We start from the raw sequence: 13445 nt of genomic DNA, 5'->3' as shown, positions 1-13445 counted from the left end.
AATCCTTTCCTTGGGTATATAGAAAGGAAGAAAGAACCATGCGTGTGACGCAAAGCATGATGAATCTGCAGATGTTACAAAATTTATCGAATAGTAATGAGCGTATGATGAACCTGCAAAATATGTTGGCAAGTGGAAAAAGGATCAATACCCCTTCTGATGATCCTGTTGGGGTGAATTACGCGTTGCGTTATCGTGCGCAATTGAATCATTTGAACCAGTTTAAAACCAATGCGGACGCTGCTGCAAACGTTTTGGATTTTACGGACTCCACGATCGGACAGGTCACAGATGTTTTACAGCGTGCAAGGGAGCTTGCCGTTCAAGGGGCAAATGATTCATTGAACAGCGGTGATCGGCAGGTCATAGCGAAAGAGGTGGAACAACTGTTCCATCAGCTGGTACAACTGGGGAATGCACAGTTTAACGGAAAATATATTTTTAACGGGCAGAAGACAGATGTAAAGCCGTTCAGTGACCCAGGAAGCCCAACCGATCCTACAAATTTATGGGCGAATTTCGATACCAGAAGCATTGATTATTTGGTTTCTGACGGGGTAACGATCAGTGTCAATATCACCGCGGACAACGTGTTCGGGGCCAATTCAGATGCCGATAATGCGTTTACGGCACTGAACCAGTTATACACCGGATTGCAAAATAACGATACATCAACCATACAGAATGCGCTTGATAACATTAGCACGAGACTGGACAAAGTACTAGCTGCGCGTGCGGATATAGGCGCCCGCAGCAATCGGGTAAACCTGATTGAACAGAGATTAAATGATATGAATACCAACTATCAAAAGCTCTTGTCTTCTGTCGAAGACGCGGATATCGCCAAGACAATCACTGACCTGAAAACGGCAGAAAACGTACAGCAAGCATCTTTGGCTGTAGGTGCGCGTATTTTAGTACCTACACTTGTTGACTTTTTAAAATAGGGGAACATGAAGTATACTTTTCTTTTTGATTGGAAAAAGTAGGTGTGCACGTGTCGAGTACGTTACTCATTCATCAGACTTGGGGATCTATTCGTATTTCGCAATCATTTGCACGAATGAATGTTCAGCAAAAAACGGCTGATCTAGAAATCAGGCAACAACCAGCGACACTCGATATTCAGACTGAGAGGGGAAAACTGTCCATCGACCAATCGGCTCCATTCGCAGAGGAGGGGCTGGCAACTAGTGGGCAGCTTGCGCGTCAGTTTGCCCAAGATGGTCAACAGGCTGTACTTGATTACATAAAGAAAAAGGCGGAAGAAGGAGACCGTCTCGCGCGGGAGATTCAAAATGGAAATGTAATTGCAGATTTGGCTGTAGAAAACTCTCGTCCGCCAACACATGACTTTAATGTAGGATTGATTCCCCGATCCCCAGTGCACTTTTCCTATCAACCGGCTGTAGTGCGAACGAGTGTATTCTTGCATCGTCCTGAGGTGCAAGTACAGGCGCATGCTGTTCATGCACAGGTGATCCCGGGGAACGTTCAAATTCAAATGGCGCAATATCCCTCGATCACGATACAGGTATCCGGTGAACGAATTGATCGATCTGTATAAACATCATCTTGCAAAAATTCAACAACTCGGGAGCTGAAGAAGCTCCCGTTATTTATGATAAGGAGATGACATTCGCAAATGTTGATCCATACGACTCGCTTCGGAAATCTGGAGGTCGGTGACCAGCAAGTACTTACCTTTCCTAAAGGCTTGCCTGGTTTTGAGGACTTGAAACGGTATGTCATGATCGAACTGGAGGAGTATCAGCCGTTTCTCTTCATGCAATCTTTAGAAGACCCAGATCTTACTTTTATTCTCATGGACCCATATCCATACGTTTCTGATTACCCTAACAGGGACACGATTAGAAAAGAAGCAGGATGGGATACGGTTGAAACGGGTCATATACTCGTCCGAGTGATTGCAACAATAGCAAGAAATGGAGTTATAACGTTAAATCTATTAGCTCCTATCTTGATCCATACGCGAAATAATACGGGCGAGCAAGTCATTCTGCATGCTTTCAACCATCTCTCGTTTAGATACCCCCTCGTGATGACGTGCCTGAAAGAGAGTACGGAGGTACAAGGATCATGCTCGTATTAACAAGAAAACCTGGTGAGTCGATCATGCTTGGAGAACAGATTGAAGTGACAATCGTCGAAGTTAAAGGAGAACAAGTACGGATTGCCATCCAAGCTCCACGGGACGTTAAAGTATATCGGAAGGAAATTTACTCGGCCATACTGGCGGAAAATTTGCAAGCATCCAAGTCATTACGGATCGATGAACTGAAAAAAATACTAAACAAAATGAAATGAGGCTTAAAATAGAGAAAAGTATAAAAATGTTGCTGTTAATTGTAATAGAGGGCTTTTTTTGACTGTAAATGCTTTTAAATTTATGCGGGTAAATCGCCGATAGAAAGGGTAGGTCGGCAGCAGAATCCGACTAAGCACATGGAAGTGCACAGAAACAATCATTCAAGGAGGAATGGAACATGGCAATGGTGATTCAAACCAACCTGATGGGCTTGTCTGCTCTCAACAACCTCAACATCAATAACCAAAATGAGCAAATCTCTATGCAGAAACTGTCTTCCGGTTACCGCATTAATAGTGCTGCAGATGATGCGGCAGGTTTGGCAATCTCCGAGAAAATGACTGGACAGATCCGGGGCTTGAACCAAGCGTCGCGCAATGCACAGGATGCGATCTCCTTGATCCAAACGGCGGAAGGTGCGATGGATCAAGTACACAACATCCTGCAACGCATGCGTGAATTGGCAGTGCAAGCAGCAAACGACACCAACACAACGGCAGATCGGCAGCAAATGAACAAAGAGATTACTCAATTGAAGGCCGAATTGACCCGAATCGGAACGCAAACACAGTTTAACACCAAAAACATCGCGAACGGTTCTATCGCAAATCTCCATTTCCAAATCGGTGCGAACAAAAATCAAACGATTACTGTTAACCTGTACAATGTTACAGCAGGTGCGAACGGTTTGAATGTTAACAATGTTAATATTACACAAGCTGCTTCTGCTCAGGCTTCTATTTCTTTAATCGATGCTGCCATTTCGAAAGTTTCTGGTTACCGTGCAAACTTCGGTGCTGTACAAAATCGTTTGCAATTCACCATTACAAACTTGAATACAGCATCTCAAAACCTTACCGCTGCAAATTCTCGTATCAAAGACGTAGATATGGCTTCCGAAATGATGAATTTTACAAAGAACCAAATTCTTGTTCAAGCGGGTACTGCCATGTTGGCACAAGCCAACCAAGCACCTCAAGCAGTTCTTCAATTGCTCCGTTAAGATCTGTATTAAGATTAGAGCCGGCCGTATGGAAGATGGCCGGTTCTTTGCTAAACAGAGGTGGGTGATCCCAAATGGATATGCGGATTCCTGAAGGCTCTGCCTCAACCCTACGGAAAAATCCATCACCTAATGAAACAGATCTTTATACAATTGAACATAACCCAAGAAACAATCAAGTGAATCAAAAGGGAAGCCATGTGACAACGGAGATCGAAAGAAAACTCAAACAACTTCTCGATACGGATCGTCAATACTTGCAGTTTTCCATTGATCAAGAAAACCATCGAATTCGAGTGAAAGTCATCGATGAAGCAACGGGGAAAATTATCCGCGAGATTCCGCCGGAAAGTATCGAGAAAACGTTACGAGATCTAGCACGTTTAGCGGGAGTTTGGGTAGATTGCCAAGCGTAAGAAAGGAGGAAAATAATGGGAATAAATTCCATGCAACTGCTGACCCAGATGATGGGCGGGATTGACACCAACTCGATCATTCAGCAATTGGATTATATCAACCGGCAGGCGATTTACCAACCGGGCGGCTTGAATGACCAACTGTCAAAAATTCAGCAGCAACAGACAGATTGGAGAAATGTCAACAACAGCGCTCTAACCTTGCAAAATCTGTTGCAAACGTTGGCTTCCAGTACTACCTTTGGCTCGTTTACTGCTACTCCAGCTGATACGACGATCCTGAGTGCCTCGGCAGGAACAGGAGCGGCCCCAGGAACCTATACGATTAACGTCACAGGCATTGGGAGCAATGCAACGCTGACGAGCGGAGGGAGAATCGGACAGCTGATCAGCGGGACAGATTCGGTAACAGCAACAAAGTTTAGCGCGGCCATAACGACAGGAAACTTTGCTGTTACGAAGGGCGGACAAACGCAATATATTGCCGTCAATTCCACCGATACCATTCAAGATGTATTGAATCGTATCTCCTCGGCGTTTGGCGGTACGGTTTCCGGAACCGTCAACGGCAGCGGGCAGATCGTGATAACAACGACCGATAATCAGCAAATGACATTCGGATCCGCAGGTGATACGAGTAATTTTGCGCATGTGCTCGGTCTCGATGTCGCCCAGCAATCTGGAAGCGGACCTTATACTTATACGACAACCGCGCAAGGACAAGTACAGTTAGGGCAAGCAGTAGGTTCTGCCGCGGCGAACTTCGGAACTGCGGTCACAAGCACAACTACAGGTGATTTTAAGATTAATAATATTGATATTACCTATGATACAACGAAGGATAGCTTGTCCGTTATTTTGAATCGCATTAACACATCCAATGCGGGTGTTACAGCTTCTTACGATCCGATTAACGATAAAGTGATCCTGACTTCCAAATCGTCGCAACCCGTAACCGTGCAGGACGTGACAGGGAATTTGATGCATGCACTTCAGTTAGATACGGCGAGCGGGGCGGTTTCCACCGCGGGTTCGAATTGGACATTTTCTGTGAACGGTACGCTGATGACCAGTGTTTCTTCCGCCGTTACAAACGTGATTCCTGGTGTCACGGTCAATCTCCTGAAAACTGGTCAGACAACTCTTACCATTAGTTCAAACACTTCGCAAGCGGTAACGGCAGTACAAAACTTTGTTTCACAATTTAACTCGCTCTACAATATGATCGGAAATCTCATTGGTAAAGACGGAGATCTGCAGGGTGATGCGACGCTTGCCTCCTTCCAAGCAAATATTCGTGATGCGGTTACTGGACCAATTACACAAACAATGGATAATAGCGGAAACACGGTTCCCTTACCAAATTATCCTCAAAATTCTCTAATGGGGATTGGTATCTCAACGGGTGCCATTGGATCACCAGTCGGTACGACAAACAGTTTGACGGTGGACACCAATAAATTGACCGCTGCTCTTCAACAAAACCCGGCGATGGTCCGTGACTTAATTACGGGTATGGCACTTAAACTCAATCAAGTGCTAACCAATATGACGGGGATGGTTAACACTTTGAATGGTTCTTCTGTAAACGTTTCACAGCTTACAGGTATTTCGACCTCTCAGGACCAACTGTATCAGAACATGATCAAAGATTTACAAGATCAGATTCAACAGGTCAACGACATGGCCGATCAGCAAAAACAACTTCTCATTGCTCAGTTTACCGCAATGAATGAAGCGATAAGTCAATCACACATGCAAGGAAATGCTTTGTTAGGATTTTTAGGCCACTAAAAATAAAACAGTCAAAGGTTTTGCTTTAAATATGAGGAGGCCGAATTAAAATGAATCCAATCTTGAGAAGAAATTTAGAACAATTGGAGATCCATCATCCCCTACTGGCAAAAAAATTATTGGAGATAACTTCGGCCTCCGATCGTTTTATCGTCGAGACGACGAGATCTGGCGATATTTCCGTTCAAGTGAAAGTCAATGATAAATGGCAAACGTTAACGAGCAAATATAGCCCTCGAAACGAGGCTTACATTCAAGTTGAGAAACAATGGAATCCAAATGCGGAAACAGTAGTTGTTTTGGGGATCGGAGGTTTCTATCACATAGAAGAAATTCTGGTACGCACAAGTGAAAAGGTAAATGTTATTGTAATTGGTGCGGATCCGGAACTTTTTAAGCTTATCCTATCTTACCGCGATTTGACACATGTTTTATCCGAGAAACGGTTGTTAATCTATGTAGGGGATGATTTGGATATCATTTATTCTTTATTCCGATTGGGTGTTGAAAGAGATATATTTGACTTGCCAGAAGTTTGTATCCTTGAACATCCTGTAGAGTGCAAAATGTATCCATCGTTTTACGATCTGTGCAGAAAGCGACTTGTTGACGCGTATCGGCAAGGATTAGCCAACGTAGCAACAAGGGTAACGTTCGGAGATCAGTGGGTTCGAAATATTTTAGCTAATTTGCCTGACATAATGCGTGCGGGTCGTTTGGAGGATTTACATAACTGTTTCAAAGATAAACCGGCTATTCTCGTATCTGCTGGTCCCTCCCTAAACAAAAATATTCATTTACTTAAGGACATAGGGGACCGTGCTCTTATAGTTTGTGTTGATACGGCGTATAGGGCATTGCAGAAAGAAGGGATTGTTCCTCATCTTCTTATTACCGTAGATGGCAGTCATCTTAATTACAAGCACTTTGAAGGTGTTGATTATTCCAATATTCCACTTGTAATGGAAATGTCTGTTCATGAGGAGATTGTTAAACATCATAAGGGGCCAAAAGCAGTTATCTGTTCGATAAATGATTTTACTCCCTGGCTGGAAGAGGCGTTCGGTGACGATTTAAAGGCATTGGCTATGCCAACAGGTGGGTCTGTAGCTACTACCGCGTTTTCAGTTATTGAGTATATGGGTTGTGATCCTTTGATTTTTGTAGGCCAGGATTTATCGTATCCTGGTGGACAAGCTTATGCGGCAGGTACGAGATTCGAAAATCTCAGCACTGACGAAATACAAAAGAGAAGAGAATTGATACCAATAAAGGATATATACGGTAATGACATATTTACTACTCATGATTATCTGGTGTATCTCAAATGGTTTGAAGGGCGTATGTATTCTGGGAAACGGACATATATCAATGCCACAGAAGGCGGTGCGTTATATAACGGTGTCAAGATTATGACTTTGCAAGAAGCAATCGCACGTTATTGCAGAGAAGTCCTGCCCATTCATGAAATGATGGAAAAAATGTCATATAATCAGGTATCTTGGCAACGTATTCGTTATGGATATAGAAAGATGAGGCAAACAATTGCTCAATTACGAAAAGTCAATAGTGATTTACAAACCATTTGTGATCGAATGAACGAATTTATCACGGCTTTGGAAGAAGGGGAGCGGGAGAGAACATCTAACCTTGTTCATGAAATAAATTCTCTTGAAAAAAGAATCGAAAGATACAAATTAGCTCTTATGTTTATGGATGCGACCGCTTACCGAGAAGTCTTTTCGGATATCCACTTCGAAAAAAATCTTTCACTTCAATTGGATTCACGAGAAAAAGATTTAGCTGCGTGTCGTCAATCATTACATTTCTATAAACAGCTCCATACCGTCAGTCAACGTTCTATTGAAATGCTTGAACTTTATTCCAAGCGTTATTATGAAAGATTTTGCGACATGGAGGAGATGAAGGCCCAATGAAAGGCATTCAAGCCTATCAACAGTCCTCGGTACAAACGAGCCCAAGTAAATTATTACTCATGCTGTTTGATGGTTTTATACGGTTTTGCAAACAGGGGCAACTGATGATGAAGGAGAACCGATTGGATCAGGCCAATCATTGGATCGTCAAAGCGCAGAACATCCTTGTAGAATTAATGACTACGTTGAATCGAAAAGTGGCCCCGGAACTCTGTGAGAATCTTTATGCTCTCTATGATTTCATGTACAGGCATTTGGTCGAGGCCAATATCAAAAAAGATCCATCGATGATTGATGACGTGATCAAATTGGGGACGGAATTGCGGGATACGTTTCAACAGGCAAGCATTCAGGTTGCAAAGGAAAAAAGCAATAAATAATTTTATTTATAAAAATATGTAAGGATATGTTGACTTAAATAACGATGAGTGGATGAGAGATGCCATTGACTGCACTAGAGGAAAATATATTGGAAATTCTGCAGATGGAAAGAACCGATTATGCGCATCCTGTGACATCTGAGGAATTAGGTAAAAGATTACAACTAAATCCGGCTTACGTAAGGGAACGCATGATGTCCTTAATAAAAAAGGGGCTTGTTCAGGTAAGGCGCGGTCCTGGTGGCGGGTATTATATTTGCGATAGAAATAAGGGGGAGAAAGCAATGCGTGTTACAATTGACGGGGTTGAATACAAGGAACTGTCAGGAACATTCAGTGATGAATTGTGGGAGAAGATTCGAGCAACCGTTGATAGCCAAAAGAAACTGATACAACAGGTGCGTGTGAACGGGGAATTACTCGATGAGAGTACAAGTATTCCCTATCAACAAGTGGAGCTGATAGAAGTCGATACGATTTGTCCTTTAGCGTTATTGAAAGAAACCTACCAATCTGCGATCGAATATTTACCCAAACTTATCGATGCTATTTTTCAGATTGCCGAATATTTTCGTAGCGGCTCAGATGGTGAAGCGATCAAACTCTTCTTACAGGCGGAAAACGGGTTACATTGGAACGCTCAACTGATTCAAAATAGTTCAGTTCTATTATCTAGCCAGCCCAAGGCTCTTGAATTTCATCAAAGAAATCAGGCTTTGCTCAAAGAGGTCTTGGAAGCTTGGGAAAACGAAGACTTCGTAACGGTCGCAGATTTGATGGAATATGAGCTTGCTCCACTGTTGAGCGAATGGTTGAATTTCATCAAAGAATATGAAGGACAAGAAATCCAATGATTCGACTCATCCAAGCACGTACGGGTCAGCCGACAATTTCGATCCAAGCAAAGGGAAAAACTATTTATTTACATAGTCGTTATGATCCTATTCGGGAAGCGAAAGAACTCATAAAAAAATGGAACGTCCCCCAAGATCGTGATTTGATTATTTACGGATTGGGATGTGGTCATCATCTTCGCGCACTAAAAGAAGGAATGGATCCGCAACAACAATTGATCGTTCTGGAGTGCTGTCAGGAGGTATTGGATACGGCTCTCAGATACGGACTCATTACGGATCTCTTGGAAGATTCCCGCTTTCGACTGATATCTATAGTCTCTCTTCAAGATTTTGCTGAAAACTTATCAAACTGTTTACAAGCGGTGCAGGAAGGAACGGCTTCCTTTTATGTCCATGGCCCGTCGTTGAAAGCCATTCCCGAAGGCATGGAACAGATCCGAATCTTGCTTGAAGAATATCATGTACAAGCCTCCTCACTGACTGCACAGCAAAAGCTGTTGCTAAGCAATGTAGAAAGGGTACGACCCTATTTGTACGATCATCCAAATGTTAGTGTATTTTCCGGTTGTTTTGATGGGGTTCCTGCAATTATCGCGGCAGCAGGCCCATCTCTGAGCGATGTTTTGCCCTTACTTGCAAACGTGAAGGATCAAGCGGTCATTTTTTGCGTGGGAACAGCACTTCAAGCCTTGCAACAACAGAACGTACACCCTGATTTTGTGGTAGTCACTGAGGCAGATGCTCGTGTCATTCGTCAATTTGAAGGTATCAAAAGTTATCCCCCTTTAATTACCTTTCCGACCGCTAGTCCGGAACTGACTCTTACGTATCCCGAAACTGTCATTTGGGCATTTCCCGATGGGATTGAGGAGTTGAAATCGGAAGCCGAAAGACTTCAGTTTACAACTGTTTCGAGCGGTGGTTCGGTGACCACAGCGGCACTTTCGATCGCTGGTTTGATGGGATGCAATCCAATCATATTCGTTGGTTGCGATTTTGCTTACGTAAAAGGAAGAACTCACGCTTCTGGGACGATCTACGATGGAGAACGTGTTTCATTTACTTCCACATGTGTAAGGTATACGGAAGCGGTTGGAGGAGGTTTGATAAAGACATCTGTCAGTTGGGATATATTTCGAAAATGGGTCGAACGGTACATTTCTGAACATTCTTCCGTTCAATTTTATAATGCATCGATGGGAGCTAGAATTTCAGGAACGGTAGAGAAGAATCTTAATGATTTGATTCATGAAGGTTTATTGTCAAAGAACTTTGGAATCTCAGAACGAATTAACAATATTTTAGGCTCAGGAGACCGAGGAAATGCTCATGACAAAAACGAGGATTAGATCAATAGCGGAACAATTGTTGGTATGTTATCGAGAGTTACATGAGCTATCAAAGCGTCAGCAGCATTGTTTATCTGGCCAAACGGATTCTCAAATTTCAATCTTGACTGCAGAACGAGAAAAACTTTTTCATAGCATTGAGCATTTGCAAAAAGAATTTATTTTGGAGGAACAAGTGCTTATTTCCTCTGGAAATCCGGAAGTAAATACGGAGATTCAAAAGATGAGAGAAGCTTTCAGGGAAGCGATCGATCAAATCATTGCCAGTGACCGTTATTTACATGTTCTTCTCCAGGAAAGAAAGCGTCAACTGTATGAAAGGATTCAAGGAATTCAGCAATCACAACAAGCATCGGGAATGTATAAAAAAATGATCAAACAAGCGGATCATCATTTTCCACTGTTAGATCAATCAAAGTTTTATGATCAACAAGGTTAACAAAGATCATGACAATAAGGAAGGTCTAAAAGATGTTCAAAGGGAAAAATATATTGATCACGGGAGGAACCGGATCAATAGGTGGAGAAATTGTCCGCCAATTATTATCGATGGGCCCGAACGTGATTCGTATCTTTAGCCGTGATGAAGGAAAACAATTTTCTATGCAACAGGAATTAACAGAATACGATAACATTCGTTATCTGATCGGAGATATACGAGATCGAGAGCGGTTGAGTTTCGCGTTACAAGACATTGATTTTGTCTTTCATACTGCCGGGTTAAAACATGTTCCCGCTTGTGAATACAATCCCTTTGAGGCAATTAAAACGAACGTTTTGGGAACACAAAATCTGATTGACTGCTGTCTGGAACATAATGTGGAAAAAGTAATCGCCATTTCAACGGATAAGGCAGCTAATCCCGCGAATACGATGGGAACGACCAAACTGTTGATGGAAAAGTTAGTTACAGCAGCGAATTTGTATCGAGGCAAAAAACGAACGGTTTTTTCGTGTGTTCGATTTGGAAATGTGTTAGGCTCCAGGGGATCGGTCGTGCCTCTTTTTATCCAACAGGCATTGGCAAGAAAGCCTTTGACTGTGACCGATCTTGAAATGACTCGTTTCATGATGTCGATTTCACAAGCGGTGCGTTTGGTCTTTCGAGCGGCAGAAGCATCAGAAGGTGGAGAAATCTTTATCTTGAAGATGCCTGTCTTAAAAATCGCCGATCTTGCGGATGCGATTCGCTTCATGGTTGCAGAGGAAAGGAATGAAACCCCCGTTCCCATTGAAGTGATTGGACTGAGGGCAGGTGAAAAATTGTACGAAGAATTAATGACAGAAGATGAAGCAAAGCGTGCATACGAGTTTGAGGATATGTTTGTAATCGTTCCTGATTCCGTTGAGAATCTCACAACCTGGAATAAGAAGGGGATTCCACTGACTCATCGCACACGATATTCCTCTCTCGATGAGGTTTTGTTAACACCTGCTCAAGTGAAAGATTTAATAGCTTCAGAGATAGGGAAACAATTAGATTTGTTAAAGGAGAAGAGTTGAAGTGTCGGATCAACCTGCTGTTCTCGCGATCATACCTGCAAGAGGGGGATCGAAAGGGCTTCCTAATAAGAACATTCTTCCTCTTGCAGGGAAACCGTTAATTGCTTACTCAATTGAGGCTGGATTGGAAGCGAAGTCGATCACGCGTGTCCTCGTGACGACAGATTCCCCTGAGATTGCGAAAGTGGCAGAGTCATTTGGAGCCGAAGTGCCGTTTCTGCGTCCTGCGGAGTTAGCGAAAGACGATACACCAACGATGCCTGTCCTTCAACATGCTTTAGAAGTATTAAAGAAGAAAGAAGGATTCCAACCAGATCTTGTGGTACTTTTGCAACCGACTTCCCCTCTCCGTACGAAGGAAGACATTGATGGGGCTGTTAACGTGTTATATCGTTTAGACGCGGATTTAGTAACATCCGTTTGTCGTGTCAAACATCATCCGTACTGGATGTTAAAAGTGGAAAACGAGCGGGCGACCCCTTTTTTTCCAAATGGTTTTGTCTCACGTAGACAAGAGCTTCCAAATGTTTTTGCCTTAAACGGAGCGGTTTATGTATATAAAAAAGAGCAAGTTACGCAGCCAAAACCGACTGATCAAATCCGGCAAGGAGTCTGGATCATGGATGTGGATCGTTCCATAGATATAGATACTTGGTTCGACTTCAAAGTAGCTGAGACTTGGCTCAACATGCATGGACGATAGGATGTGAGTTATGAAAAGGAAAATAGCTGTTCTGACAGGCACAAGAGCGGAGTTTGGACTTCTTCGCCCAATTATAAGTGCCATTTTGCAAGAACCGGCATTGGAACTTTGTCTTATTGTTACAGGAATGCATCTACTTGAAACTCACGGGTTAACGGTTCATGAGATTGAAAGGGAAGGTTTTCCCATTCAAGCGAGAGTATCGATGTATTCGGGGATCGAGCAAGAAGCGGAGTATTATAATGCTTTGAGTAAGGGAGTTCAGGCAATTGGCGATGTGCTAAGGGCGCAGGAGCCGGACATTCTTTTGGTGCTTGGTGATCGATTAGAGCCATTAGCGGCCGTACTCGCAGCCGTAACTTTAAACATCCCTGTTGCCCATATTCACGGAGGAGAAAGAATCAACAGCGGCCATATTGATGAATCGATTCGACATGCGATTAGCAAATTTGCACACTTACATTTCGTGGCGACGAAAGAAAGCGCTGAGCGCTTGAAGAAAATGGGGGAAGAAGATTGGCGGATTTATCAAGTGGGTGCCCCTGGATTAGATTCGATATTACATCGAGAGTTTATAGATCGTGAGACAATCTGCGAAACATTGGGCATTCAGAGTGAGGAGCCGATCTTGCTTTGTATCCAACATCCGGTGATCTTGGAGAGGGAGCGAGCGGGAGAACAAATGGAAGTGATTTTGCGCGCTCTCGACAGGGTAAAAATGCAAACGGTGATTGTTTATCCCAATAATGATCCGGGAAGTGAACAAATGGTGGATGTGATTGAGCGATATAGAGATCGAACCTGGTTGCATATCTTTCGCAATATCCATCATGATCTTTATCTGTCTCTTCTTACGCATACGCAAGTCTTCATCGGCAATTCAAGTTCGGGTATCATTGAAGCCCCGTCTTTCCGCTTGCCATTTATACATATTGGTACGCGTAACCTCGGTAGAGAACACGCTGAAAATGTTATATTTGTTGATTACGATACCGATGCAATCGAGAGCGCAATCCGATTCGCACTTGAAGATCAAGAGTTTCATGAAAAACTTAAAACGTGTGTGAATCCATACGGAGATGGACAAGCATCAAAAAGAATTGTTCAATTATTAAAGAAATGCTCACTGGATAAGAAACTTTTACAAAAACAAATGACGTACTAAGAGGGATTA

Annotated in this window: 15 protein-coding genes and 1 pseudogene; all 16 read left to right on the top strand. The window is 43.0% G+C overall.

Going from position 1 to position 13445, the window contains the following annotated elements; all coding sequences use genetic code 11:
• The first annotated feature begins 38 nt into the window (after nt 1-38).
• The 16 genes and pseudogenes from flgL to neuC all read left to right on the top strand — a co-directional run bounded on the left by flgL (nt 39) and on the right by neuC (nt 13436).
• Complete coding sequence (gene flgL / locus DNHGIG_RS05405) at nt 39-947, top strand: flagellar hook-associated protein FlgL (RefSeq protein ID WP_282198701.1); 909 nt, start codon at nt 39-41, stop codon at nt 945-947.
• A gap of 50 nt (nt 948-997) precedes the next feature.
• Nucleotides 998-1567 (top strand): DUF6470 family protein, encoded by a 570-nt coding sequence (locus tag DNHGIG_RS05400; RefSeq protein WP_282198700.1) that lies wholly within the window; start codon nt 998-1000, stop codon nt 1565-1567.
• Nucleotides 1568-1645: 78 nt separating this feature from the next.
• On the top strand, nt 1646-2113 hold the full coding sequence (fliW, locus tag DNHGIG_RS05395; RefSeq protein WP_282198699.1) for a flagellar assembly protein FliW: 468 nt from the start codon (nt 1646-1648) through the stop codon (nt 2111-2113).
• On the top strand, nt 2101-2328 hold the full coding sequence (gene csrA, locus DNHGIG_RS05390; protein ID WP_282198698.1) for a carbon storage regulator CsrA: 228 nt from the start codon (nt 2101-2103) through the stop codon (nt 2326-2328). The genes fliW and csrA overlap by 13 nt, the downstream gene beginning before the upstream one ends.
• A 185-nt stretch (nt 2329-2513) precedes the next feature.
• On the top strand, nt 2514-3332 hold the full coding sequence (locus DNHGIG_RS05385) for a flagellin N-terminal helical domain-containing protein (protein WP_282201361.1): 819 nt from the start codon (nt 2514-2516) through the stop codon (nt 3330-3332).
• A gap of 74 nt (nt 3333-3406) precedes the next feature.
• Nucleotides 3407-3748: a flagellar protein FlaG gene (locus tag DNHGIG_RS05380; RefSeq protein WP_282198697.1), complete on the top strand. Its 342-nt coding sequence runs from the start codon at nt 3407-3409 to the stop codon at nt 3746-3748.
• Nucleotides 3749-3763: 15 nt separating this feature from the next.
• The gene (gene fliD / locus DNHGIG_RS05375) at nt 3764-5542 is read left to right on the top strand and encodes a flagellar filament capping protein FliD (RefSeq protein WP_282198696.1); all 1779 of its coding nucleotides are present in this window, start codon (nt 3764-3766) and stop codon (nt 5540-5542) included.
• A gap of 50 nt (nt 5543-5592) precedes the next feature.
• Nucleotides 5593-7479: a motility associated factor glycosyltransferase family protein gene (locus DNHGIG_RS05370; protein WP_282198695.1), complete on the top strand. Its 1887-nt coding sequence runs from the start codon at nt 5593-5595 to the stop codon at nt 7477-7479.
• Nucleotides 7476-7859 carry a flagellar export chaperone FliS gene (gene fliS / locus DNHGIG_RS05365; RefSeq protein ID WP_282198694.1) on the top strand — a complete coding sequence of 128 codons (384 nt, stop codon included), beginning with the start codon at nt 7476-7478 and terminating at the stop codon, nt 7857-7859. The genes DNHGIG_RS05370 and fliS overlap by 4 nt, the downstream gene beginning before the upstream one ends.
• 59 nt (nt 7860-7918) lie before the next feature.
• A pseudogene (locus tag DNHGIG_RS20950) lies at nt 7919-8104 on the top strand (Rrf2 family transcriptional regulator); the annotation flags it as partial.
• Between the two features lie 39 nt (nt 8105-8143).
• Nucleotides 8144-8713 carry a DUF8042 domain-containing protein gene (locus tag DNHGIG_RS05360; protein WP_282198693.1) on the top strand — a complete coding sequence of 190 codons (570 nt, stop codon included), beginning with the start codon at nt 8144-8146 and terminating at the stop codon, nt 8711-8713.
• A complete protein-coding gene (locus DNHGIG_RS05355; protein WP_282198692.1) occupies nt 8710-10065 on the top strand; it encodes a motility associated factor glycosyltransferase family protein in 1356 nt (451 codons plus the stop codon). Before DNHGIG_RS05360 ends, DNHGIG_RS05355 begins: the two co-directional genes overlap by 4 nt.
• A complete protein-coding gene (locus tag DNHGIG_RS05350) occupies nt 10040-10504 on the top strand; it encodes a hypothetical protein (RefSeq protein WP_282198691.1) in 465 nt (154 codons plus the stop codon). Before DNHGIG_RS05355 ends, DNHGIG_RS05350 begins: the two co-directional genes overlap by 26 nt.
• A 32-nt stretch (nt 10505-10536) precedes the next feature.
• Complete coding sequence (locus tag DNHGIG_RS05345; protein WP_282198690.1) at nt 10537-11568, top strand: UDP-N-acetylglucosamine 4,6-dehydratase family protein; 1032 nt, start codon at nt 10537-10539, stop codon at nt 11566-11568.
• A 1-nt stretch (nt 11569) separates the two neighbouring features.
• A complete protein-coding gene (locus DNHGIG_RS05340; protein ID WP_282198689.1) occupies nt 11570-12271 on the top strand; it encodes an acylneuraminate cytidylyltransferase family protein in 702 nt (233 codons plus the stop codon).
• A gap of 10 nt (nt 12272-12281) precedes the next feature.
• Nucleotides 12282-13436 carry a UDP-N-acetylglucosamine 2-epimerase gene (gene neuC / locus DNHGIG_RS05335; RefSeq protein ID WP_282198688.1) on the top strand — a complete coding sequence of 385 codons (1155 nt, stop codon included), beginning with the start codon at nt 12282-12284 and terminating at the stop codon, nt 13434-13436.
• The last annotated feature ends 9 nt before the right edge of the window (nt 13437-13445 follow it).

Origin of the sequence: Collibacillus ludicampi (assembly GCF_023705585.1) — a bacterium.
Classification (GTDB): Bacteria; Bacillota; Bacilli; order Tumebacillales; family BOQE01; genus Collibacillus; species Collibacillus ludicampi.
This window is presented reverse-complemented; position numbering and strand designations above follow the sequence as displayed.

Coding starts and splice junctions, on each gene's coding strand:
- flgL (WP_282198701.1), top strand. CDS start 39: ATGCGTGTGACGCAAAGCATGATGAATCTGCAGATGTTACAAAATTTA.
- fliW (WP_282198699.1), top strand. CDS start 1,646: ATGTTGATCCATACGACTCGCTTCGGAAATCTGGAGGTCGGTGACCAG.
- csrA (WP_282198698.1), top strand. CDS start 2,101: ATGCTCGTATTAACAAGAAAACCTGGTGAGTCGATCATGCTTGGAGAA.
- DNHGIG_RS05385 (WP_282201361.1), top strand. CDS start 2,514: ATGGTGATTCAAACCAACCTGATGGGCTTGTCTGCTCTCAACAACCTC.
- DNHGIG_RS05380 (WP_282198697.1), top strand. CDS start 3,407: ATGGATATGCGGATTCCTGAAGGCTCTGCCTCAACCCTACGGAAAAAT.
- fliD (WP_282198696.1), top strand. CDS start 3,764: ATGGGAATAAATTCCATGCAACTGCTGACCCAGATGATGGGCGGGATT.
- DNHGIG_RS05370 (WP_282198695.1), top strand. CDS start 5,593: ATGAATCCAATCTTGAGAAGAAATTTAGAACAATTGGAGATCCATCAT.
- fliS (WP_282198694.1), top strand. CDS start 7,476: ATGAAAGGCATTCAAGCCTATCAACAGTCCTCGGTACAAACGAGCCCA.
- DNHGIG_RS05360 (WP_282198693.1), top strand. CDS start 8,144: ATGCGTGTTACAATTGACGGGGTTGAATACAAGGAACTGTCAGGAACA.
- DNHGIG_RS05355 (WP_282198692.1), top strand. CDS start 8,710: ATGATTCGACTCATCCAAGCACGTACGGGTCAGCCGACAATTTCGATC.
- DNHGIG_RS05350 (WP_282198691.1), top strand. CDS start 10,040: ATGCTCATGACAAAAACGAGGATTAGATCAATAGCGGAACAATTGTTG.
- DNHGIG_RS05345 (WP_282198690.1), top strand. CDS start 10,537: ATGTTCAAAGGGAAAAATATATTGATCACGGGAGGAACCGGATCAATA.
- neuC (WP_282198688.1), top strand. CDS start 12,282: ATGAAAAGGAAAATAGCTGTTCTGACAGGCACAAGAGCGGAGTTTGGA.